Here is a 23,227-nt window from a genome sequence, read left to right as displayed (position 1 = left end):
AGCCGCTCGTCGGGCAGTGGCGCCGTGACGGCCGAGTGCCTTCACTCCCGTTGCTGCGAGCGCCTGCGCACAATGACGGCGAGGTCGACGGCCGTCAGTGCGGCGATGATGCCGCAGGCGATGGCCAGGCCCGCCAGCAGTGCGGAACTCGGCGACCCATGAGGACTCGAAGCGGCCGCCCACAGCCCGAACAGCACCGCCCCGGCGACGAACACCGGCAGGGCGGCCGAGGAGAGCACCAGTCGCAGGCCCAGCGCGCTGTACGCGGACAAGGGCTCGGTGCCCGTACGTTCCAGCTTGCGACCGAACATGAGCAGCCCCCTTTCACGGTGCGCCGGCTGATGCACGCCGGCACACCTCCAGTGTGCTCCGACGCAGACGGTTACCTTGCTCGACAGCAACGCAAAATCTGTAGCGCACAGAGTAGACATTGGTGCTCAGGTCGATTAGAGTTGTTCTTGCAGCCAGGAGTGTCGGCTGCACTACCACTGACAGAAGAACGAAAGGGAGGAACGGGCGCCATCAGGATCGCCCGAGCGGAGGTCCAGTTCGCCCGGGCGCGGCAGACCCAGGATTGGCAGGTGGTCCCCGGTCACGCAACGACGATCCCCCGCGACGTCACCGCCTTCGGCGGAGCCGCGGAAAAAGTGAGCCGGTGTACGAAGCCGGCCGATGGTTGATCCCTTCGGGGCCTTGGTGCCATATGCACCAGGGCCCCTCTCGCAGTCCGGAACTGTGCCCTTGGCCGCCGAGCCGAACAGCCGTGACGACAGCTCCACGATGACGACTGCCCCGCGTACACCATGGGCCGAGCTGCCGGGATGCTCGGCACCGCACCGGCATTTCTGAGCGCCGTCGACGAGATGAGCAGTCACCCGCGGCCGCCCGCGAATGCCACGATCGCCTCGAGCGCGGGGTCGTATCCGTCCGCGGTGTCGACCTCGATCCAGGGGGCGTCGATGCGGATCCGGTCGAACGCGTGGTGGTGGGAGGCGTGCTCCGTCACGCTGTCCGGTACAGCGGCCTCGTGCGCTCTCCGTACGGGGTCGTCCGCGAGCCGTCGACGCCGTCGTTGCAGAGCCACGTCGGCGTCGACCACGCAGTGCACGATCCGGATGTCCGCAAGCTCCCGCAGCGGCTCAAGGCCGGGCCGCCAGAGCCGGTCCTGGAAGGCCGCCTCCGCCACCGTTGTCACTCCGGCCCTGAGCAGCAGTTCCAGCACGCCGAAGAACGTGGGCAGCGTGCGCCGTGACAAGTCGTCCGCCGGTCCCGGAGCGAAACCCGGGGTGGCGTGCACCATGCCCTCCTTGATCTCGTCCCGGCAGACGGCAGGGCACCCCACCGCGCGTGCGATGTCATGCGCGAGCGTGGTCTTGCCCGCTCCCGGCGGGCCGCTGACAACAATGAGCAGGGGTCGCGAGTTCACTCTCCAGTGATAGCAGGACGATCCTGAAGCGGAACTCGCGCCCCATGGTGCGCGCTCCCTTCCCGGCCGGACCTGCGTCTGTCAGTCCGTGCGGACCGGCAGCGCCGACTCGCCTTCGGTGTCCACATGCGGCAGCGCCCGGTCCAGCCAGCCTGGGGTCCACCAGGCCCTGTTGCCCAGGAGTGTCATCACTGCGGGTACGAGCAGCAGGCGGACGACCGTGGCGTCGATCAGCACACTCACGGCGAGCCCGAGACCCAGCATCTTGACCACGATGTTGTCACTCAGGAGAAACGCGGCGAACACGCTGACCATGATGAGCGCGGCGCAGGTGATCACCCTTGCCGTGATCTCCAGTCCGTGCGCGACGCTGCCCCTGCTGTCGCGGGTGCGTACCCACGCCTCGTGGACCCGGGCGAGCAGGAACACCTCGTAGTCCATACTCAGGCCGAACACGATGGCGAACATCATCATCGGTACGTAGCTCTCGATCGGCACCTTTCCCGAGACGCCCAACGACGGTCCGCCCCAGCCCCATTGGAAAACCGCGACGATCACGCCGTACGAGGCGGCGATCGACAGCAGATTGAGTACGGCCGCTTTCAGAGCCACCAGGACTCCTCGGAACACGATCAGAATGATGATGAATGCCACGGCGACGACCACGCCGATGATCAGCGGGAGCCGGGCCGAGATGATGTCGAGGAAGTCCTCCTGCGCGGCGGTCGTGCCCGTCACATAGGTGCTGGCATCAGTGCCCGACACGCCTTTGGGCAGGACGTTGTTCTTGAGGTTACGGAAGAGGTCGGTGGTGCCCGCGTCCTGTGGTGAGGTGGTGGAGATCGCTGTTCCGGTCAGCACCGCGGCGTCGCTGGTGGGCTTGAGGGCGCTGACGCTCGCGGCGTCCGGAACGTCGGTCAGGGCCTTCTTCAGATTGTCCGCGAGCGAGGAGCGATCGGCGGAAGGGACCTTGCTCTGGTCGATCACCAGAGTGAGAGGACCGTTCGCACCGGGTCCGAAGGCCGTGCTGATGAGGTCGTAGGCCTTCCGGTCCGTGAAGCTTTTCGGGTCGGCGCCGTCTCCGATGTGCCCGAGGCGGATGGAGAAGAGCGGGATGGCGAGAACCACCACCACGGCGAGCCCGGCGGTAAGGAACAGTGAAGGATGGTGTTCGATGCGCCGCGCGTAGCGATGCCAGCCCCCGACCGGAGCGCCTGGCGTACCTTCGTCTCCGCTGCCCCCCTCGGCGACGGGCTGCCTCACCCGGAATCTGTCGATGCGCCGGCCGGCGAGGCCCAGCAGTGCGGGCACCAGCGTGACGGCACCGAGCACCGCGGTGACGACCGTGACCGCCGCGGCCACTCCGAGCTTCCCGATGAAACTCACCTGTGACACATACAGGCCGGCCAGCGCGACGATGACCGTGCAGCCGGAGACCAGTACCGCCCGTCCACTGGTGGCGACGGCGCGGCCCGCCGCGGTCACCGCGTCCGCGCCGTCAATCACCTGCTGGCGGTGACGGGTGATCAGGAACAGGGCGTAGTCGATGCCCACGCCGAGGCCGATCATCGTGGCGAGAGTCGGCGAGACGCTCGCAAAGGTGAACGCGGCAGCGAGCAGGCTCAGGCAGCTCAACCCGGCGATGACACCGATCAGCGCGGTAACCAGAGGGAGACCCGCGGCGATGATGCTGCCGAACCCGATCAGCAGGACAACGATCGCCACCCCGAACCCGATCGCCTCGCTCGTGAGATCACTGGCCTTGGGCCGGGCGAGTTCGCCCAGTGGGCCGCCGTACTCCACCTGCACACCGGCGGCGCGCAGCGGCTGAACCGCCTGGTCGACGCCATGCAAGTAGGAGGTCCCGTATGTGGTGGGGTTCGCCGCGAACCGTACGGTGATGTATCCGGTTTTTCCGTCGGACGAAAGGGCCCCGGTCGGGGGTGCCGAAGGGCTGGACGGCAGCGGGTTCATGGCGGACAGGACGTGGGGGAGTTTCTGCAGCGAGGCAACGGCCTGGTCGATCTGGTCCGCGAAGCCGCTGAGCTGCTTCTGTTCGTCGTGCAGCACGATCTGTGCGCCGATGCCCCCCGCGCCGGGAGCATGGCGGCTGAGAACCTCGGCGCCTTCGCTCGACTGCGTACCCGGCAGGCTGAAATCGTCGGAGTACACGCCACCGAAGGTGTTCTGCAGGGCGTGCAGCGCTCCGAGCCCGATCAGCCAGATCACGATGACGACGATGAAGTGACGGGCACACCACTCACCGAGTCGCTGCAGCCGCCCCGGGCGGCCTGTCTTCCCGGGCCCTGTCGCCCCCGTGCTTGCTCCGCTCGGTGAGGCCATGAGTTCCCCCAGAGGGTGTGAGCGTCCATCGGATCTACCGAATTGCACTATTCCAGTCATTCAGCCGTAAATCGTGCTTGGCATTGATTCGCCACGCGCTCACGGCGCACGCCGTCGATCCGGCTGTTCCCGGGCGGTGAACGACTCGATGAAGAGTTCGACTCCATGGCGTGCGGTCGGTCGGGGGCTGCCCGCGAGCAGGCGTGATGACAGCTGCCGCGGGCCGGCGGCACGTTCGCCGTTCCCCGCCCGGACACTAGGTCCGGACCCGTGCCGCATATTTCTACCGGCGTCGCGTTGAGAATCCTGGGGCTTTCCCGCGTACTCCCGGTGGACAGGACGAGCCCCCTCTCCCCCTGGAGGACAGTGAGTTGAGCCACCGACATGCGAACAAAAGGACCGGCCTGATAGCCGGGGCTTCCGCGGTAGCCATCGCTGGAGCCGCCTTTCTGCTGCCGAATGCCGACGCGAGCTCCGAACACGACCCTGGCACCAAGGCCTTCGCCCCCCAGGCGGCCGCTCGGCTCGGGACGACACTCGCATCGGCGCTCGGCGATAACACGGCGGGCTGGTACTACAACGCCGATGTCAAGGAGCTGGTCGTCGATGTCCTCGACGCGAAGTCGGCCGAGCGGGTCAAGCGCACGGGTGCGGTCGCGAAGGTCGTGCGCAACAGCCGGGCCGAACTGCGGGGTGCGGCCCGTACGCTGAAGGAGACGGCCTCGGTGCCCGGCACCGCGTGGTCCGTCGACCCGAAGACCAACACGGTCTCCGTCCTCGCCGACAGCACGGTGACCGGCACTCGGATGGCGACGCTCAACCAGGCCCTGCGCAGACTGGACGGCCTTGTGAGCGTCAAGCGGGCGGCTGGTGAGTTCACACCGTTCAACGGGCGGCACCAGGACGGCAACGGCGATGCGGACGGAATGAGCGCGGGCACCGGTGACCAGGGTGCGGCCGATCCCGGTGACCAGGGTGCGGCCGACCCGGGTGACCAGGGTGCGGCCGACCCGGGTGACCAGGGTGCGGCCGACCCGGGTGACCAGGGTGCGGCCGACCCGGGCGATACTCCGACCGACGCCCCCACGGCGGATCCGACAGCGGATCCCAGTGACCCGGCTGCGCCCCCGGCGGCCACCGGCGGTGTCCAGGGAGGCGAGGCCATCTTCGGCGGCGATGTCCGCTGCTCGCTCGGCTTCAACGTCAGTCTGAACGGCGCCCCCGCTTTCCTCACCGCGGGGCACTGCGGCAACGACGCCAAGACCTGGTCCTCGGATCAGAACGGCACCGATCAACTGGGCACGGTTCTGAAGACCACCTTCCCTGTGTCCGACTTCGCGCTTGTGGCGTATGACGACACCACCACGACGCCGCCCAGCTCGGTGGCTCTGGAGGGCGGCGCAAGTCAGGACATCACCCAGGCCATCGACGCGTCCGTGGGTCTTGCGGTGCAGCGCAGCGGCAGCACCAGCGGGCTCCACGACGGCACGGTGACCGGCCTCGACGCCACCGTCAACTACGGCAACGGTGACATCGTCAACGGCCTTGTGCAGACCGACGTCTGTGCCGAGCCCGGAGACAGCGGCGGACCGCTCTTCGCCGACGACGCCGCCGTCGGCCTCACCTCCGGTGGCAGCGGAGACTGCACCGCCGGAGGCGAGACCTTCTTCCAGCCGGTAACTGCGGCGCTGCAGGCCACCGGCGCCACCATCGGTGACGCGGGTGCCGGGCGTGCGGACGACCCCGGTGACGGCGCGTCAGGGACCGTTTCCGTCAACCCCTGACCGACCCGGGGGCGATGCCTCCCGACAGGTCAGCAGCCTTGTCCCGCCGCCACCGGGCGGCCCCGAAGCCCCGGCGTTCCCGCCGGGGCTTCGTTGACGGTGCCCGGCGGACCCGCATTCCGGCCGGGGCGTCCGGCGGGTTCGGAATGCGTCCGGCGGGCACGGACGCGGCGCCCGGTCTTCCCGGGGTGCATGAGACGGATGTGCGGGCCGCCGTGACGCGCCCCGGCGTGCATGTCTTTCGGGTGGGGGAGTCGGCGGGTGCGACGGAAGCCGTGGAGGTCCGGCCCCGGCTGATTCCTGGACGGGTTGTCCAACACGCCTTTTCCATAGGGCCGTTGAATGAGGCTTGACGGTCGATGACAACGGTGTCTCAATACCAGGGAGCCGAACGCGGCTCCCCGGAACCTGTTTTCGCTGCTCCGCCGGGGAGCGCTCTCGGACAGTGTGCGTGACCGGTGCTGCGGGCCACGAGAGGGAGAGGTCCCCGTGAGAAGACCGAAGCTTCTGCTCCTCCTCCTGGTCTGTCTGCTCGTCGGAGCGGCGCAGCCGCCCGCGACAGCCGCGGCTCCGGCCGTCTGTGCGCTGTCCTGCGACGCCCGCGACCCCTCCCTGGCACAGCAGGAGCGCTTTCCGGTCGCGACCAGGGCGGTGAACGGCAGGCGTATCCAGCTGCATGTGTCCGATCCCGACGGTATGGCCTGGGCCGGCATCGACGACGGCAGGCCGGACGATTCGGTGTGGCTCGACCGTTCCTGGGACGGCGGCGTGACCTGGGACGGACTGCTCGGCAAGGCAAGTATCCCCTCGACCTGGACCGGTACCCGGACGCTGATGTACAACCTCTACGATCCGGCCGCCCACCGCCGTGCCGTCCTCCGCGCCTGCGGTGACGCCCAGGGAGTGGCCTGCACCGACTGGGCGTACCCACGGGTCTGTGCCGACCGGTGCGACGGTGCGGACGCCTCCACCGGGACCGGAAGTACCGAACCGGTGCCGGCGACGGTCCTGAAGGGCCGCACCATCGCCCTGCACATCGACAGCGGCGCCATGGCCTGGGCCTCCCTGGCGGGGGGTGCGCAGGGCGACGAGGTGTGGCTGGACCGCTCGTGGGACGGAGGCACGAGTTGGCCCGACGGCTCGTCACTCGGCAGAACCGGCGTCCCCGCAGGCATGACCGGTGTGAGGACCACCGAGATCAATACCTCGGACCGCACCGGACACCTCTACGGCGGCGCGGTGCGGGCCTGCGGCCGCGCGGTGGACGGCGCGAACGGCAGCTGCACCGCCTGGGCCCGGCCCGACGCGTCCCGGACGGCGGCAGCCGCGGACGCTCTGATGTGGTCCTATGACCCGGGCACGGCGTACTGGAAGTCGAGCTGGTGGAACTCCGCGGTAGCCCTTGCCACAATGATCGACTACATGCGGCAGAGCGGAGACACCACCTACGCCTGGATCGTCGACCGCACCTTCGAAGTCAACAAGGGTGCATTCCCGGCCGGAGCCCGGAGTTCCGACCCGATCGAAGGGCACTTCATCAGCCGGGCGACGGATGACGCCGAGTGGTGGGCTCTCGCCTGGATCGACGCCTACGACCTCACGGGAAACGCCAAGTACCTGAACGAAGCGGTGACGATCGCCGACTACGTGCACGGCTACTGGGACACCGGCACTTGCGGCGGCGGCGTGTGGTGGGACCGCGAGCGGACCTACAAGAACGCGGTGACGAACGGCCTCTACATCCGGCTCGCCGCCGAACTCCACAACCGGATCGCGGGGGACACCCAGTGGGTCGGCCGGGCTACCACCGCATGGGGCTGGCTTCTTTCCAGTGGCATGATCAATTCATCGGGTCTGGTCAACGACGGCCTGAACACCGGGACATGTGACAACAACGGCCAGACCGTCTACAGCTACAACCAGGGGCTGGCCATCGGCGCGGGTGTGGAGCTCTGGCGGGCGACCCATGACGCCACCGTGCTGGCCAAGGCCAGGCAGCTCGCCGACGCGGCGATCGCGTCGCCGTCCCTGACGTCGGAAGGGCTGCTCACCGAATCGTGCGACGCAGGCACCACCGACTGCGATGACAACAGCAAACAGTTCAAGGGTGTCTTCATGCGCTATTTGCAGGATCTCGACCAGGTGACGGACGGCGCCTATCACGGCTTCGCGGCCACCCAGGCCGACGCGATCTGGAACAGAGACCGCGACCCACTCAACCGCCTGGGCGAGCGCTGGTCGGGCCGGACATCCGCCGACCACCCCAACGTCCGGGACTGGCGGACCCAGGCTTCCGCGCTCAGCGGCCTGCTGGCCGGCGGCTGACCCGGTTCCCGCCCGCCACGTCCGGGACTATTCCTCGGCGGTCGTGGGGAGTTGCGATGTCGGTCCCGGCCGGAGGGTGCGGACGCGCCGCACGCGTCGTGCGTGCCGTATCCCACTGCGTCACTGTCCGGCTGTGAAGTGCCTGACATAGCGCCGCTGCCACGGGGTCTCCACGGCGCCGGCCGCGTAGTGCCGGCGCACGAATGCCACCGCCCGGTCGGACGGCACCCCGTCGAGCACGGCGAGACAGGCCAGAGCTGTGCCGGTCCTGCCCCGGCCGCCACCACATGCGACCTCGACTCGTTCGCTCGCGGCCCGCTCCCAGGCTTCCAGGAGCACACTCCTCGCCTGCGAGCGGTCACCTGGCAGTGAGAAGTCGGGCCAGCGCAGCCACCGGCTCTCCCAGGGGATGCGGGGTGGCGGCTTGCCCAGGAGGTGCACGGCGAAGGTGGGCGCCGGCCCCGGGGGGAGCGGCCGGCGCAGGCCACGGCCCCGCACCAGGCGGCCGGACGGCAGCTGCAGGACACCGGTGCCCGATGGATCCCATGATTCAGTCACCGGACCAGCCTGCCACGCGGGGCGCCGGCCGGAAGCGAGGATGTGAACTCATCGCCGGTGCGGAACGGTCAGTCGCCTCCCGGGAGCCCGCCCCGTCGCCGGGGTAACCGTTCACAACCGTTCGCGGCCCATTTTCGTCCTACGGTGGAGTGGTCCGCGACGTCCGTGGCCACCGCTCCGTTCCACCCGGATGCGCTCGTCCACGGAGCGTCCAGCGAGAGGCACTTCATGACGACGTCCGTGACAGGCCGGCGCGGCTCGCGGCTGGTTCTTGCGGCAGCCATTGTCATCACCGCCACCCTGACCGGTCCGGCCTCCCGGGCCGCCTCCTCCGCCGGTGCAGGCGGCACACCTACGCCCGGCGCCGCCGGCCTCGGTGATCCCATGTTCCCCCTCGACGGCAACGGTGGCTACCACGTGGGTCGATACACCCTGGACTTCGACTGGCAGGCCACTGCGACACCCTTCGAGGCGAAGGCAGTGATCAGAGCCACCGCCACCCAGGCACTGTCCCGGTTCGACCTCGACTTCGCGGGCAACACACTGCACACCGTGGCGGTGAACGGCGGTACCGCCACAGCGGTACGCACCGGTGACGAACTGGTCGTCACCCCCGGATCGCCCATCCGCAAAGGCGCCGTCTTCACCGTCACCGTCACCTACACCGCGGATCCCACCGGGATGCGTCACCGCGACGACGCCATCGAGGACTACGGCTGGATCCCCACACCCGACGGGACGGTGCTCTATCCACAGCCCAACGGAGCGAAAATGATCTTTCCCGCGGACGATCACCCCAGCAGGCGGGCTCCTGTCACCTTCCACATCAGCGCCCCGAGCGGGCTGACAGCGGTGGCCAACGGCACGCTCGTATCGCGACAGCCGCAACCCGGCGGCCGTACGCGCTGGACCTACGACTCCGAGCAGCCGATCGCGGCGCAGCTGGTGCAGATGGCGATCGGCACGTTCACCGAGGTCGACCGCACGGGTCACGGTGGAATCCCGATTCGTGACTATGTACCCGACGCGCTCGTCGGCCCGACCCACACCTTCCGGGGGCTCACCCCCGGACAACTGTCCTGGCTCCGACAGCGACTGGGGCCCTATCCCTTCCGTCGCTACGGTGTGCTGGTCGGCGACACGGACCTCGGCGCAGCTCTGGAGACCCAGACCCTCTCGCTGATTCCCGCGGCCGATCTGCTCGGCACCAGGGTCGATGCCGAACGGAACATGGTGCACGAACTGACCCATCAGTGGTTCGGTGACAGCGTGGCCCTGCGCACCTGGTCGGACCTGTGGCTGAGCGAAGGCCACGCCCGCTTCTACGAACGCCTCTACTCCGGGGAACACGGGGGCGACAGCTTCGAGGCCGCCATGAGGACGGCCTACGAAGCACACGATCAGTGGCGCCACGACTACGGCGCCCCGGCCGAGCCGACCGAACCCGACCTCTTCAAGCGCATGCGCTACGACGGCTCGGCACTGGTGCTGTACGCACTGCGCGAGAGGGTCGGGGACGCGGCGTTCCAGAAGATCGAACGGGCCTGGCTCAGCACATACCGCGACAGGGCTGCCGGGACGCGCGACTATGTGCGCACGGCGTCCAAGGCAGCCGGCGAGGATCTCGAACCCTTCCTCAACCCGTGGCTGTACGGCCCGAAGACCCCACCGATGCCGAACCATCCGGATTGGGTGACCACACCCGTGCAGGGCTGAACGCCCTGCACGTCCTCACCCGGGGCGGCCGGACGGCCGATGACGACGAGTCGCAGCCCTTGGACGCGGTGGTGCCGAGAAGCACGTCCAGATAGTCACGATCGATGTTGATGGTGGTTCCGGCATACGTCTCCGAGACGTTTCCGGCGTACTGGTGCACTCGCTGGTGATGTGACCAGACGGTGCTGGGCAGGGCGTCGTCAGCCGTGTTGGCGACGCCGTTCCACAGGCCGTCGAAGATGACATCGGGCTGGACCGTGGCGCTTCCGCGGGCATCCACCAGATCGGTGACGGCGGATGAGGAGGAGCTGTAGACGGCCGACTTGTAACCCTGGGAGTGCAGTTCCGTAGTCCAGGCGGAAAGGAAGGCGAGCGCCGTGGAGCGGTAGCCGGAGCTGTACGCCTCCATGTCGTAGTACAGCGGAGTGCCTGGGCCGAATCCCAGGTTCCGCGCGTGGTCGATGGCGTCGTCGGCTGCTGCCGTGCCGTTGCTTGTGGCGGAGGTGATCTGGTGGGCCTGCAGGCCCACATAGAGCGGGATGAAGTGCCAGCCCGCTGCGGCCTGGGCCTTGACCCAGGAGGCGGTCAGGTTGGCCTGGCTGCACGCTCGCTCGGCCCCGCCGATGTAGATGCCCACCGCGCGGTAAGGGGATTCGGCCCTCCAGTCGGACATCGCACTGCTGCTGGGGGCGGTGCAGGCGTCGAAACCCTTGCCGGTGAAGTCGGTGGCGCCGAGCGGCAGCGTGGCCGGGAGTTCAGGTGCGGGAGGCTGCGATTTCCCTCCGGGCGGAAGATGGGTGGGCAGCCCCGCACCGCTGAGAATTTTTCGCACCAGGGATTTGTCCGTGCCGTAGGAGGCGGTCACCCGGACCCTGGTGCCCGCTGCCAGGTACTGGTGGTCGAGTCTCTGATCGATGGTTCCGGTGTCCGCCTTCCTGGTGACGGCCGGCTGCACCAGAAGGGCCTCGGTATGGCCGATGGCTCCGGCCGGGCAGGACTGTCCGGCGCTGGGATTGCCCAGGTAGAGGGCGTGCTGATCGAATCGGACACAGGCGTCGGGCTGGGTGGCGAGGTCGATCACGGACCAGGAAGCGGGAATGACGAACCGGTGACCCCGGTAAGTCACCGTCCGCGTGGCGGAGGCCGGATCCGCGTCGGCGATACCGACAGCGACCGCCCCCAGCAAACCGGTCAGGGCGAGGACGCAGAGTGATTTCCGCATACGGGGAGGGCGCACGAGAGCTCCTTCGGCAAGTGGCGGGTATGACGGCGCGAGGCGGTGAAACCGGCACCGGCCTGCTGGGACGCCGTCGGGCCGGGCGCCGCACTCAGTGCCCGGACACCCAGGAGATTTCACCGCGGGTCATACGTTCCACGTCCGCGGCACCGGCGCACTGCTGCATCCGGGGGATTGGCCGTACGCGGCGAACGGCCGTACCGGGCGCCCGCGGAACATGTTTCCGTGTGCATACGGGGCCCGGTGGATACGGGGGCCGACAGAGCGGCCGGCCCCCGTATGTCCTGTCGGTGGGGTCAGCCCTCGCTGAGGTGCGATGAGACATCCGAGGCGTCGACCAGCGCGACCCGGTGGTTGTACTGAATGGTGTAGAGCTTCCCGCTGCCGACGACCCGCCTGCGGCCGGCGGTGAAGTAGTCGTCCGTACTGGCCGGGGCCCGCGTCGCTGTGTACGCCTGTCCGGCCGGTACCGAGTAGAAGCTCAGCGGCGTCTCGGCCGAGGGGGGCAGATCGGCCGGATACTCCGATGCCCGGGGGTAGCCCGCGCCGTAGACCCGCACGGGCGAGCTGCCCTCGGCCTTGATGATCCGGACACCTCGGCTGATGACGGTGTTCTCGCCGTGCGGGTTGAGGAACCACACCTTCCTGCCGCTGAACCAGATGCCTGTCCAGTCACCGCTGCGCCCCGCGACCACGTACTGCTGCCCGGCCTGCACCGTGCTGCCCCAGTCGTTGATCTCGGCGGTGCCCGCCTTGGCGCCGGGATGGATGGCCGGGTCGGCGAACAGCCCTGCGGAGGCGCTCGGTCCCGTGCGTACCGGAAGAAAGCTCGACGCCTGGGTCCGGTGTGTGCAGGCGCGGGTGGCGCCGGTCGGATCCTCGGCCGGGCAGATCCTGACGGTCTGTTCGTTACGCGAGAACCCGGGAGCGATCGTCAGTACGGATCCCACCGGTCCGACACCCGGCTTGTCCGTCTTCACCGTCCTGAGCATGCTCATGAACTCCGACCAGTCCCAGGAGGGCCCCGGGTCCCAGTGCATGCCCGCGACATAACGGTCCGAAGGACCGGGCACGTTGTCGTGGCCGATGATGTGTTCGTGGTCGAGGGGGACTCCGTACCGTTTGGCGAGGTATTTCACCAGGTCCGCAGTGGCCCGGTACTGCGTCGGGGTGTACCAGGCCGCTCCGTGTGCGGCGAACCCTTCGTGCTCGATACCGATGGAATGCATGTTGAACCAGTAGTTGCCCGCGTGGAACGCGATGTCCTTGCCCTGCGTCATCTGGGTCACGGCACCGTCCGACGCCCGCATCACGTAGTGCGGCGCGGCGCCCTCGGCCTTCCGGAAAGCGGATACGGCGGCATCGTAGGACGACTCCGTGTCGTGGATGACGATGTATCTGACGTCGATCCCGTCGGTGGGCCGGTCGGCTACCTGGCCGTTCGGAGGGGCAGCCGCGAGAAATCGGCAGTCCACGCTCGGGGGGCACTCCGTGGGTGTCTGCGCGGCTGTCTTCAGATGCAGGGCGGCCAGTTGACCGGTGGCCGGCCGCAACGACGGGCGGGCGGGGAGCCGCAACCGCTGGCCGTCCTCCGTACGCCGCTCGATGCCTGTCCTCATGGCGGCGAACACCCGGTCGGCGAATGCGCCGGCCGCCTTCCGGTCGGGCGACTGGGCGTAGTGCGCGACCGCCCCGTACCAGTCCGAGGGGCCGGCGGGCGTGGCGCCGGTCAGCCTCTTCTCGTACCGGGCGAGCAGTGCGGCGCCTCCACGGATGTTGGCCCGGTCACTGGTGCGCAGCTGTCTGGCGGAAAGACCGGTGAGACGCGCGGCCAGCGGCAGGGTGTGCAGGGCCGGATCGGCGAGGAGACCTTTGCGGCCGGTGCGTCCGGCGTCGCCTGCCCCCGCGGATTCCAGCATGCCCGCCGTCACTTCGGTGAGGTTCATCGGGCCGTAGCCGCCGCCGGTGTTGTAGCGGCCGGCGTGCCCCTCCCACCGGGATTCCTGGTACGACACACCGAGCAGGACGGACTCCGGTACATGGAACTCGGCGGCCGCAGCGGCGAATGCCGACTGCCGGGCCGTCCGGTCGGTGCCGCCGGGCCCCTGCGCCTGCGCGGTCGCGGGAAGCAGTGCGAGACATCCCGCCGCCACCGTTCCGCTCATGACGGTGGCCGTCAGCAATCTCCGTGACTTGTCTTTGCGCAAGGCTGTCGCTCCTTGATCCGGGGCCACATCGCGGGCCTGGGGCCGGAGGCGACCCCTGCATGGAGCAGATACTGCACCAGGCGCCCGCCCTTATCGCTGACCACCGGGTAGTGCATTCGGCTGGTTCCAGTGGCGGACACGGTCCGCGGCCGGTACATCCGCTCAGCCCGGCAGGAGCCGGTCCGGCATGTCAGCAGCCGCGCGTGCGGCTTCCCGCGCACGTGGTACCGGCGCCCCGGGCTGCTCCCGGACGATCAGTCGCCGCTCAGCGAACCGGCCCCGGCGGTCTCGTCGCGCAGGACCAGGGCGAGCAGGCCGGGGAAGCGTGCGTCGAACTCGGCGCGCCGCAGCCGGTTGGCGCGTCTGGGCCCCTGGTCGCGCTGCTCGAGCAGCCCGGCCGCACGCAGCACGGCGAAGTGGTGGCTGAGAGCCGCCTTGCCGACCGGCACATCGAAGGTGCCACAGGTGCGCTCCCAGTCACCCGCCCGCGCGAGTTCGCGAACGAGACGGAGGCGTACCGGGTCGGCGAGGGCAGCGAGGGCTGCCTGGACGGGAACGTCGTCGGGGTGGGTGTGCTCGGGTTCCGCCCGGTGGCCCATCGCGGTTCCTTTCTGCTTGCAGAGTGTTCGATGGAAACCATACACTCGGAGTGTTCGGTTTCTGTTGAACAGTCTGATCAGGGGTGGCAGCCATGCGCGCAGTTGAGTTCCACGAGTTCGGCGGGCCCGAAGTCCTCCGGATGACCGATGCTCCCGACCCGGAGCCGGGCACCGGTGAGGTGACCATCGACGTCGCCTACGCAGGCGTCAACTTCGCCGACACCAAGGCCCGGGCCGTCGGATACCGGGTTCCGGCCCTGCCCTTCCGCCCAGGACTCGAGGTCTCGGGCCGGATTCGTGCGATCGGTGCCGGCGTCGAGGGCCTGCGCCCCGGCCAGGAGGTCGCGGCACTCACCCCGCACAGCGGTTACGCCGAGATCGCCCTCGCCCCCGCCTCCACGGTCTTCGCACTCCCGGCGGGTGTCTCCCTGCGCACCGGCGCCACACTGCCGACGGTCCTCCCCACCGTCCAGGCACTCGTGCACGAAGTGGGCAGGCTGCGTGCAGGAGAGACGGTCCTGGTCCAGGGTGCGGCGGGCGGTGTCGGCACCGTGGCGGGCCAGGTCGCCCGGCTCGGTGGCGCGGGCGCTGTCTACGGTGTCGTATCGCGTGCCGAGAAGGTCGAGGAGGCACTCAAGTACGGCTACGACGCCGTGTTCGTGGGCGACGACTTCACCGCTGGTGTCCAGCGGGCCACCAGCGGCCGTGGCGTCGACCTCGCGCTCGACCCGGTAGGCGGCGACACACTGCGCCGCAGCCTGGATTCCCTCGCGCGCTTCGGCCGTCTGGTCTCCTTCGGCAACGCCGGGGGAGCCGCCCCCTGGCAGCTCGGCCAGGACGACCTCTACCCGCGTGGGCTCTCGGTGAGCGGCTTCTCCATCCTCGCCCTCGCCCAGGACGATCCCGAGGCGCTGCGCTCCATCGCCGGCAAGTCCTTCCTGCTCGCCGCCGGCGGCGAGGTCGAACTTCCCGTCACCGCCGAGTTCTCCCTCGACCGGGCCGCCGAGGCCCACCGCCTGATGGACACCCGCGCGACCACCGGCAAGCTCCTGCTGTCGGTCGCCGGGAAGTGAGGAGCCGGGGCCGGTCCCGTCGCCGGTCATGCCGGTAGGATCAACGACCGGGTTCGATCGAGGACTTCGTTTTCGCGGGGGGCAGCCGGTGCGTGGAGGAGAATCAAGTCCGGAGCGTTCTGCGGACACAGCACCGGACATGCCACGGCCCCTGGTGGACGCCGACTGGCTGGCACGCCGGCTTGGCGAACCCGGCCTGGTGGTGCTCGACGCCTCAATCGGCCACCACCGGGATGCCGCGACACGGATCCCCGGCGCGCGGCCCTTCGACATCGACGGGGCGATGTCGGATCACACCGGCCCGCTGCCCCATACGATGCCCGGTCCCGAACGGTTCACCGATGAGATGCGCTCCCTTGGTGTCAATGACGCCGACCGCGTCGTCGTCTACGACTGTGCGGGTGTCTATTCGAGCGCGCGCGCCTGGTGGATGCTGCGGGCGATGGGCTTCGACCACGCCGCGGTACTCGACGGCGGGCTGCCGGCCTGGGCGGGCGCAGGACTTCCGCTGCAGCGAGGGGAGTCCGCCCCCGTTCGCCGCCGAGGCGACTTCACCGCACGGCCCCGTACCGGCCTGGTCGTAGGCCGTGACGAGGTGACCGCCGCCCTCTCCGGACCGGACTCCGCGGTTCTCGACGCCCGCTCCCGGGAACGGTTCGCCGGCTCGGGCACCGAACCGCGGCCCGGGCTGCGGTCCGGTCACATGCCCGGAGCGGTGAATCTGCCGTTCGGCGAGATTCAGCGCGGGGGACTGATGCGTCCGGCAGTGGAAGTGCGCGCTGCCTTCTCCGCTGCCGCGGGCGGCCGGCGGGAGCTGGTGTTCAGCTGCGGGTCGGGCGTCACCGCCTGTGTCCTGGCGCTGGGCGCCGACTTGGCCGGATATCGCGAACTGGCGGTGTACGACGGGTCGTGGAGCGAATGGGGTCTGCCGTCCGGGCCCCCGGTCGTGAACGGCGCGGCCAACGGTGACCTGTTGCTCTGACAGTTTCGCCGCGCCGGGGCGCGTCCACACCGGGCATCGCGGAGGCCCGCGGCGGCCCGTCTCGAAGAGCCGGGCCTGCCCCCGTCGCGGCCCGGAGAAACACAGCAGAGGCCGCCGGCCCGCGCCTGCGGCTCCCGGGTGCGGGACAGGGTTGAGGAGTTGGCCGAAGAGTGTGTAGACCTATTAGGTGGCGGTGACATCTAGTGGAGGGGAGACCGGTAGGACCCCTCCACTACCTGACGCGAGGCCCCATGGCAGTCACCGAAACCGTCTCCTTCCCCCAGGACCGCACCTGTCCCTATCACCCGCCGACGGGCTATCGGCCCCCACAGCCGGGGCAGCGGCCGCTGGTATCCGCCACGCTCTTCGACGGCCGCAGGGTCTGGCTGGTGACCGGACATAGCGAGGCCCGTGCACTGTTGGTCGACCGCAGGCTCTCGGCCGACCGGGAGAACCCGGATTTCCCGATGTTCACCGAGCGGCTCGCCCGTTCCGCCAGGCGCCGTATCGAACTGCTCGGCGTCGACGACCCGGAGCACCACGCGCAGCGGCGGATGCTGATTCCGAGCTTCACCGTCAAGCGGGTCGCCGGACTGCGGCCGCGCATCCAGGAGACCGTCGACCGGCTGCTCGACGCGATGATCGAGCAGGGCCCGCCCGCGGAACTGGTCAGTGCCTTCGCACTGCCCGTTCCCTCGATGGTGATCTGTGCGCTGCTCGGCGTCCCGTATGCCGACCACGAGTTCTTCGAGGCCCAGTCGCGCACACTGCTGCGGGGCCCCGGCGCCGCCGATGTGCAGGACGCGCGGGATGCACTGGACGATTACTTCCGCACGCTGATCGACCGTAAGCGGTCGGACCGAGGGGAGGGACTGCTCGACGAACTCATCAGCCAGCAACTCGACACCGGCTCCATCGATCGCGACGAACTGGTCCAACTTGCCGAGATCCTGCTGATCGCCGGACATGAGACAACCGCGAACATGATCTCTCTGGGTACTTTCACACTCCTGCAACACCCGGTCCAGCTGGCCAAGTTGCGGCAGAACAAGGACCTGCTGCCCTCCGCCGTCGAGGAACTGCTGCGCTTTCTGTCGATAGCCGACGGCGTGTCACGGGTGGCCACCGAGGACATCGAGCTGAGCGGAGTGACGATCCGGACCGGCGACGGAGTCATACTCTCCACCTCGGTGATCAACCGGGACGGCTCGGCGTACGCGTCGCCCGACGAGCTGGACCTCGGCCGGGAGTCGCGCCACCATGTCGCCTTCGGTTTCGGTGTCCACCAGTGCCTCGGCCAGAATCTGGCGCGGGCCGAGCTGGAAATCGCGCTGCGCACGCTGTTCGACCGGATGCCGGAGCTGCGGCTGGCGGCTCCGGCCGACACGATTCCGTTCAAACCGGGCGACACGATCCAGGGCATGATCGAACTGCCCGTCGCGTGGTGACCGGCCCCCTCCCGGAAAGGGTGTTGTGGTGAAGCAGATCAGTATCGATACGGATGTGTGCATCGGAGCCGGTCAGTGTGCGCTGACCGCACCCAGGGTCTTCACCCAGGACGACGACGGCTTCAGCGAACTGCTGCCCGGCCGGGCGGAAGGTGACCCCATGGTCGGCGAGGCCGCGCGCGCCTGCCCGGTTCAGGCGATCACGCTGACGTAGCGGGCGGGGCCCCGGACGGGGAGGGCCCACCGCCGGCGACCGGGCCGATATCAAGAGCGGCCCGGCGCCGGACCCCGACGGCGGTGAAAGAGTGGATGCGCCGGCGCGCCCCCTCGTGGGAACGACGTCCACGCAGGGGCCGGGGCAACACCCATAGCCCGCGCCGGTAGGCTCGCAGGTATGTCAGCCGCTCTTGTTCTTGGTATTGATCCGCATACCGTGGCCGGTATCGACGCGGACGCCATTCGCCGCACCCTCGACGGCGAACTGACCCGATTCGGTGAACGCGGTATCGAGGCATCCATGACCTTGGTGGCGCTCGACGAGTCGGCCGAACCGGCGATTGTGGCGGCACTTGCCGAGCGCGCGTGGGATGTCGTCGTCATCGGGGGCGGCATCCGCAAACCTGAGCCCCTTCTGACGTTGTTCGAGCTGGTCGTGAACCTGATTCGACGTCATGCACCGCAAGCCGCGATCTGCTTCAACACCAGTGGGGGTGACAGCGTCGAGTCGGCCGAGAGGTGGCTCTGACGCCCCGGCGGAACTGCCCGGGCCGGCGTCCTCGGCTCCGGCCCCGGCGCGGCAGGTCCCGGGACGCTTCCCGGGACGTGGCTGCGAGTTCCCGTTGTCCCGATTCTGTAACAGCGCGTGACCGTACAACCTCCGGACGGTTATGCCGGTCGTACCAGATGTGTCGTTGACCAGCGGCACATCGCACGTACATCACAGAGGAAACGGGGAGACATGAAACTCAACCGTCGCATTGCCATGACCGTCACGGGCGTGACCACTCTCGTCGGTGCCACCGTGGCACTCGCACCCGCCGCCGGAGCCACCGGGACGACCACCGCGACCACCAAGACCGCGGTGACCGCCTCCGCTCCGGCCACGAAGGCGGCATCCGCTGCCGCGGCGGCCGCCTACAACGGGGCCTGCGGTACCGGCTATCGGGTCGTCAACTCCGCACAGATCGGCACGCCGAAGTCCCTCGGCACGGTGTACCTGACGTACAGCGCCGCCACCGGCAAGAACTGTGTGGTGACCGTCCGGAACGCCGCGGGCTCAGCAGTGCACATGACCGCTGAACTCACGATTACCGCTACCGGGGAGAGGTCCCGGGACAGCGGTAACTACACCACCTACGCAGGCCCGGTGTATCTGCACGCGGCCGGCTACTGCGTGAACTGGTACGGCGAGATCTCCGGCATCTCCGCCGGAAAGGTCGGAACGAACTGCTCCTCAGCCGCGCGCTGACTCCGAATGGTCCGCACCCACTGACCGGACCGCGTAGTGGACGATCGTGCCGGGGGTATCGCTCCCGGCACGATCGTTTGTGCTCTGCGCCGTTGGAGGCCGCCGCGGGACGGGCTCGGTGTAGGCCAACCGTGTCAAAGTCGGGTGCCACACGGCGGGGGAACACCGTACCGGTATGAAAAGATGGAAAGTGGCACCGTGATTGATCTCATGTTTTTGATCTTCGGAGTCATTGGTGCCTCGCTGCTGATCCAGGCCGTCTGGGACATGGGCCGCAGCCAGTACGAGGGTGAAGACGTGATCATGGTGGAGGCGAGAGCCGTCACCATGGCGGCGAGCGGATCGTTGTGCGCTCTCGTCGGTCTCGCCGGCGCGCTGGTCCTCGCTGCCGCAGGGTGACGGGGCCGTCGGGTTCTCATGATGCCGCGCACAGTCCTCGGTCTGACGGTCTCGCAGTGTGAACTGCCGTCAGTCAGCTGGTTGTTTGCGGTCGGCGACAGCTGAGCCTCTGGTCCGACCCGATCACGCCCCTTGCCATGCGGGCGAGGCGCTCATCGGCTGCGCGATCTTTCTGGCCACGGCGATCGGAGCCACGGCGGGTGTGTCGCTGCTGCACGCGCAGCGCTGTGCCGCTGCCGCCGAGGTCAGCCGCAATGCGCGGCCCCGGCACCCGTTCACCGTGGTGCGGCCGGAGACCGTCAGGGCCGGCGCAGAGGCGGTGTGGGCGGGCACCGGCACGACGGGTTTCTCGACGCCTCACGCGAACGGCGGCTGTTGCTCGACGACTGATGACCGGTCTTCGGCGGGCGGCCGGGTCACGGGGCGGTGGCTCGGTCGCCTTCCCATGCAGCGCGCTGCCGTACCTCCAGCGACTCGATGCGCGCAGACTGCTGCTCGGTCAGCACATCGCACACCCAGTCCCAGTGCAGAGCGACGCGATCACCGGGACTGAGCCCGCCGATCAGTGACCTGCCTCCGACCGACCAGCGCACCACCTCCTGTTGGGAGGGGCCGGTCACCATCGACCGCCCGTCCCAGCGGAGATGACGCGATTCCACGGTCGCGGACTCACCATCGACACGGAGTACGACACCCGTACGGATCCGGCACTGATCGAGTACCGAAAGCGCGGTCGGGTTCCCGCTGGTGCGCAGCATGCGAGCCCATGGGTAGACGTCGAACACCTGGAAACTGTGGTGAGCGAGCGCGCGGTGCGCCGCGTCGCGCCAGGTCCCGCCGGTCTGGCCCCGGAACCGGTCGAGCATGCGGTTCACCAGTGCGGCGGAATCCATCTGCTCCAGCAGGTCGTTACCGATCCAGTAGGCCTCCACCACCCGTACGTCGAGCGGATCGGGAAGCCCCGCCGATTCGGCGAGGAACTCCAGGTAGCACCAGGCGCCGTCGAACTGCCGTGCCCGCCGCTCGATGCCGTCGGTCGCATCGGCCCGTAGCAATGCCGAGGCGTCGGCGGGCCCGCAGTAGCCGAGTTCATTGGGCGGATATGCGTACCGGGCGAAGAGAAGCGCACCCTCGGCGCTCATTCAGCAGATCCTCGGCAGTTGTTCACCGATCGGCAGGCCGACGACGCGTGTTCCGCCGAGACCGGTTCTGGCGACGACCATCCCCGGGTGGTCGGCGACGCACGTGCCGATTCTGCGTGCCCCGTGACCGAGGGGGTGTGCCTGCAGCGCCGCCAGCACCTGATCGGCGGATTCGGCAGGCACGATGGCGATCAGTTTCCCCTCGTTCGCCACCTGCAGCGGATCGAGTCCGAGCAGACTGCACGCGTCCCGCACCATGTCCGGGACGGGCAGTTGCCTTTCGACGAGTTCTACGCCCACCGAGGACGCGCGGGCGATCTCGTTGAGCGAGGCCGACACCCCGCCCCGAGTCGGATCGCGCAGTACATGCAGGTCCGCTCCGGTGGAGAGCATCCCGGCGACCAACCCGGCCAGCGAGGCGGTGTCGCTCTCGATCGCGGTGCCGAACTCCAGGCCTTCCCGGCAGCTCATCACGGCCACACCGTGCACGCCGATGTCGCCGCTGATGAGCACCGCGTCGCCGGGCCGTGCGCGGCGCGGGTCGATGTCGACGCCGTCCGCGATCACGCCGATGCCGGAGGTGTTGATGTAGACACCGTCACCGCTGGCGCTGTCGACGACCTTGGTGTCGCCGGTGACGAGCCGCACACCCGCGGTCCTGGCCGCCGCACCCATGTCCTCCGCGATCCTGCCGAGTTCACTGAGCGCTGTGCCTTCCTGGAGGATGAACGCCGTCGACAGGTACAGGGGTGTCGCGCCCGACATGGCGAGGTCGTTGACCGTGCCGTTCACCGCAAGATCACCGATCGAACCGCCGGGGAAGAACATCGGCTTCACCACGAACGAGTCGGTGGAGAAGGCCAGGCGCCTGCCCGCGTCGACGGTGAGTACGGCCGAGTCGCCCAGCTCCGCCGTGGCGGCGCTGCCGTATCCGGGCAGGAACAGATGCTCGACCAGTTCGCCCGACATCGCCCCGCCGCCTCCGTGGCCCATCACGATGGCGGGGGTGTCCCGCAGAGGAACCGGGCAGGTCCAGCTCTCGAAGTCGAGGTCGGCCAGGGCGTCGGTCACTTCATGCATGGCGTCGGTCACTTCGCATCGACCAGCTCAAGTCGGCGGTACGTGTGGTAGGCCGCGCAGGCGCCTTCGGACGAGACCATCGTTGCGCCCAGGGGGTTCCGCGGAGTGCACTCCTTGCCGAAGGCGGCGCACTCATGTGGCTTGATCAGGCCCTGCAACACCTCTCCCGACCTGCACAGCGAAGATTCGGCCGTGCGAATCCCCGTGACGTCGAAGCGCAGTTCCGCGTCGAAGTCCCGGTATTTCTCCGACAGTCGCCAACCGCTCTGCGGGATCATGCCGATACCCCGCCAGGTCCGGTCGGTGATCTCGAAGACATCCCGCAGCATCGCCATGGCGGGGACGTTGCCCTCGTCGCGGACAGCCCGCGGATAGGCGTTCTCCAGTTCATGGCGGCCCGCCTCGAGCTGGACGATCGTCCGGCGGACGCCTTCCAGGATGTCGAGCGGCTCGAAGCCGGTGACCACGATGGGCACCTTGTACTTCTCCGCCAGCGGAGGGTACTGCGCCGTGCCCATCACGCTGCACACATGCCCGGCCGCGAGGAAGGCCTGCACCCGGCAGCTGGACGACTCCATGATCGCGGAGATCGCCGGCGGGACCAGTACATGGGACACCAGCAGCGAGAAGTTCGGTACTCCGAGGCGCTTCGCCTGGTACACGGTCATCGCGTTGGCCGGAGCCGTGGTCTCGAACCCGATCCCGAAGAACACGACCTCTCGCCCAGGATTCTCCCGGGCCAGCTTCAGCGCGTCGAGCGGTGAGTACACCACGCGGACGTCACCGCCCGCACTCTTCACGGAGAACAGGTCCTGGCTGCTGCCGGGCACCCGCAGCATGTCGCCGAAGGAACAGAAGATGACGCCGGGGGTGGCGGCGATCGCCAGCGCCCTGTCGATGACCTCCAGCGGTGTGACACACACGGGGCAACCGGGACCATGAATCAACTCCACGCCGTCGGGGAGCAGTTGGTCGATGCCATGCCGGATGATCGAGTGGGTCTGGCCGCCGCAGACCTCCATCATGGCCCACTTCTGAGTGGTGGCTGCATGGATCTGGTCGAGCAGCTTCTTCGCCATGTCAGGGTTGCTGAACTCGTCGAGGTACTTCATCGGCCCACTCCTTCGGTGAACTCTTGCTGTTTCGCGGCGCGTTCGAAACCGTCACCGAACTCTTCCGCCAGGATGCCCAGCCTCTCGAAGTTGGCGAGCGTCTCCTGGGCCGACCGCTCGTCGAGTCGCTGAATGGCGAAACCGACGTGCACCACGACGTACTCACCCACGACCACATCGGGGATGTACTGGAGACAGACCTCTTTGCGTACTCCGCCGAAGTCGACATCGGCCATCAGGGCGCCGTCGACTTCGGCGGTACTGAGGACGAGCCCCGGAACTGCCAGACACATGATCCCTCTTCCTTCGCTGTGAATCCCTCAAAGGT

At 68.7% G+C, this 23,227-nt stretch carries 21 protein-coding genes and 1 pseudogene; 11 read left to right on the top strand and 11 right to left on the bottom strand.

Going from position 1 to position 23,227, the window contains the following annotated elements; genetic code table 11:
• Nucleotides 1-41: 41 nt before the first annotated feature.
• Nucleotides 42-311, bottom strand: coding sequence for a DUF6343 family protein (locus OHS16_RS02035; protein ID WP_328535396.1), 270 nt, complete (start codon nucleotides 309-311; stop codon nucleotides 42-44).
• Nucleotides 312-770: 459 nt separating this feature from the next.
• On the opposite strand from OHS16_RS02035, the pseudogene OHS16_RS32045 reads away from it, so the two are divergent.
• A pseudogene (locus tag OHS16_RS32045) lies at nucleotides 771-863 on the top strand (MerR family transcriptional regulator); the annotation flags it as partial.
• A gap of 8 nt (nucleotides 864-871) precedes the next feature.
• On the opposite strand, the gene OHS16_RS02030 reads toward OHS16_RS32045, so the two are convergent.
• Complete coding sequence (locus tag OHS16_RS02030; protein WP_328535395.1) at nucleotides 872-1,426, bottom strand: AAA family ATPase; 555 nt, start codon at nucleotides 1,424-1,426, stop codon at nucleotides 872-874.
• Between the two features lie 81 nt (nucleotides 1,427-1,507).
• The gene (locus OHS16_RS02025; RefSeq protein ID WP_328535394.1) at nucleotides 1,508-3,769 is read right to left on the bottom strand and encodes an MMPL family transporter; all 2,262 of its coding nucleotides are present in this window, start codon (nucleotides 3,767-3,769) and stop codon (nucleotides 1,508-1,510) included.
• A gap of 371 nt (nucleotides 3,770-4,140) precedes the next feature.
• On the opposite strand from OHS16_RS02025, the gene OHS16_RS02020 reads away from it, so the two are divergent.
• Together OHS16_RS02020 and OHS16_RS02015 are read left to right on the top strand one after the other, a co-directional pair.
• Entirely contained in the window at nucleotides 4,141-5,553 is a 1,413-nt protein-coding gene (locus OHS16_RS02020) for a S1 family peptidase (protein WP_328535393.1), read from the top strand.
• Nucleotides 5,554-6,042: 489 nt separating this feature from the next.
• Entirely contained in the window at nucleotides 6,043-7,878 is a 1,836-nt protein-coding gene (locus OHS16_RS02015) for a glycoside hydrolase family 76 protein (RefSeq protein WP_328535392.1), read from the top strand.
• Nucleotides 7,879-7,998: 120 nt separating this feature from the next.
• On the opposite strand, the gene OHS16_RS02010 is transcribed toward OHS16_RS02015, so the two are convergent.
• Nucleotides 7,999-8,436, bottom strand: a complete 438-nt coding sequence (locus OHS16_RS02010) for a protein-tyrosine phosphatase family protein (protein ID WP_328535391.1) — start codon at nucleotides 8,434-8,436, stop codon at nucleotides 7,999-8,001.
• A 228-nt stretch (nucleotides 8,437-8,664) separates the two neighbouring features.
• Here OHS16_RS02010 and OHS16_RS02005 point away from each other — a divergent pair, with 228 nt between their 5' ends.
• Nucleotides 8,665-10,152, top strand: coding sequence for a M1 family metallopeptidase (locus OHS16_RS02005; protein WP_328535390.1), 1,488 nt, complete (start codon nucleotides 8,665-8,667; stop codon nucleotides 10,150-10,152).
• On the opposite strand, the gene OHS16_RS02000 is transcribed toward OHS16_RS02005, so the two are convergent.
• The 3 genes from OHS16_RS02000 to OHS16_RS01990 all read right to left on the bottom strand — a co-directional run bounded on the left by OHS16_RS02000 (nucleotide 10,073) and on the right by OHS16_RS01990 (nucleotide 14,195).
• A complete protein-coding gene (locus OHS16_RS02000) occupies nucleotides 10,073-11,389 on the bottom strand; it encodes a DUF1906 domain-containing protein (RefSeq protein ID WP_328535389.1) in 1,317 nt (438 codons plus the stop codon). The genes OHS16_RS02005 and OHS16_RS02000 overlap by 80 nt on opposite strands.
• 296 nt (nucleotides 11,390-11,685) lie before the next feature.
• The gene (locus OHS16_RS01995; RefSeq protein ID WP_443042732.1) at nucleotides 11,686-13,554 is read right to left on the bottom strand and encodes an N-acetylmuramoyl-L-alanine amidase; all 1,869 of its coding nucleotides are present in this window, start codon (nucleotides 13,552-13,554) and stop codon (nucleotides 11,686-11,688) included.
• Nucleotides 13,555-13,850: 296 nt separating this feature from the next.
• Nucleotides 13,851-14,195, bottom strand: coding sequence for an ArsR/SmtB family transcription factor (locus OHS16_RS01990; protein ID WP_328535387.1), 345 nt, complete (start codon nucleotides 14,193-14,195; stop codon nucleotides 13,851-13,853).
• 92 nt (nucleotides 14,196-14,287) lie between these two features.
• On the opposite strand from OHS16_RS01990, the gene OHS16_RS01985 reads away from it, so the two are divergent.
• The 7 genes from OHS16_RS01985 (at nucleotide 14,288) to OHS16_RS01955 (ending at nucleotide 19,565) form a co-directional block, all read left to right on the top strand.
• A complete protein-coding gene (locus OHS16_RS01985) occupies nucleotides 14,288-15,268 on the top strand; it encodes a quinone oxidoreductase family protein (protein WP_328535386.1) in 981 nt (326 codons plus the stop codon).
• A 139-nt stretch (nucleotides 15,269-15,407) separates the two neighbouring features.
• Entirely contained in the window at nucleotides 15,408-16,250 is an 843-nt protein-coding gene (locus OHS16_RS01980; RefSeq protein ID WP_328535385.1) for a sulfurtransferase, read from the top strand.
• A 251-nt stretch (nucleotides 16,251-16,501) separates the two neighbouring features.
• Complete coding sequence (locus OHS16_RS01975; RefSeq protein WP_328535384.1) at nucleotides 16,502-17,698, top strand: cytochrome P450; 1,197 nt, start codon at nucleotides 16,502-16,504, stop codon at nucleotides 17,696-17,698.
• A 28-nt stretch (nucleotides 17,699-17,726) separates the two neighbouring features.
• Nucleotides 17,727-17,912 carry a ferredoxin gene (locus tag OHS16_RS01970; RefSeq protein ID WP_328535383.1) on the top strand — a complete coding sequence of 62 codons (186 nt, stop codon included), beginning with the start codon at nucleotides 17,727-17,729 and terminating at the stop codon, nucleotides 17,910-17,912.
• A 180-nt stretch (nucleotides 17,913-18,092) separates the two neighbouring features.
• A complete protein-coding gene (locus OHS16_RS01965; protein WP_328535382.1) occupies nucleotides 18,093-18,443 on the top strand; it encodes a hypothetical protein in 351 nt (116 codons plus the stop codon).
• A 213-nt stretch (nucleotides 18,444-18,656) separates the two neighbouring features.
• On the top strand, nucleotides 18,657-19,166 hold the full coding sequence (locus OHS16_RS01960; RefSeq protein WP_328535381.1) for a spore-associated protein A: 510 nt from the start codon (nucleotides 18,657-18,659) through the stop codon (nucleotides 19,164-19,166).
• 198 nt (nucleotides 19,167-19,364) lie between these two features.
• Complete coding sequence (locus tag OHS16_RS01955) at nucleotides 19,365-19,565, top strand: hypothetical protein (protein ID WP_328535380.1); 201 nt, start codon at nucleotides 19,365-19,367, stop codon at nucleotides 19,563-19,565.
• Between the two features lie 416 nt (nucleotides 19,566-19,981).
• Here the strand turns inward: OHS16_RS01955 and OHS16_RS01950 are convergent, their stop codons facing one another.
• The 4 genes from OHS16_RS01950 to OHS16_RS01935 are packed head-to-tail and all read right to left on the bottom strand — an operon-like array spanning nucleotide 19,982 to nucleotide 23,192.
• Nucleotides 19,982-20,707 (bottom strand): DUF6390 family protein, encoded by a 726-nt coding sequence (locus OHS16_RS01950; RefSeq protein WP_328535379.1) that lies wholly within the window; start codon nucleotides 20,705-20,707, stop codon nucleotides 19,982-19,984.
• Entirely contained in the window at nucleotides 20,708-21,787 is a 1,080-nt protein-coding gene (hypE, locus tag OHS16_RS01945) for a hydrogenase expression/formation protein HypE (protein WP_328535378.1), read from the bottom strand.
• Between the two features lie 8 nt (nucleotides 21,788-21,795).
• Nucleotides 21,796-22,899: a hydrogenase formation protein HypD gene (hypD, locus tag OHS16_RS01940; protein WP_328535377.1), complete on the bottom strand. Its 1,104-nt coding sequence runs from the start codon at nucleotides 22,897-22,899 to the stop codon at nucleotides 21,796-21,798.
• Entirely contained in the window at nucleotides 22,896-23,192 is a 297-nt protein-coding gene (locus tag OHS16_RS01935) for a HypC/HybG/HupF family hydrogenase formation chaperone (protein ID WP_328535376.1), read from the bottom strand. The genes hypD and OHS16_RS01935 overlap by 4 nt, the downstream gene beginning before the upstream one ends.
• Nucleotides 23,193-23,227 lie beyond the last annotated feature (35 nt).

It is taken from the genome of Streptomyces sp. NBC_00344, assembly GCF_036088315.1.
In the GTDB taxonomy this organism is placed as follows: domain Bacteria; phylum Actinomycetota; class Actinomycetes; order Streptomycetales; family Streptomycetaceae; genus Streptomyces.
Note: the sequence above shows the minus strand (reverse complement) of the source record. Positions and strands in the feature narration are given on the sequence as shown.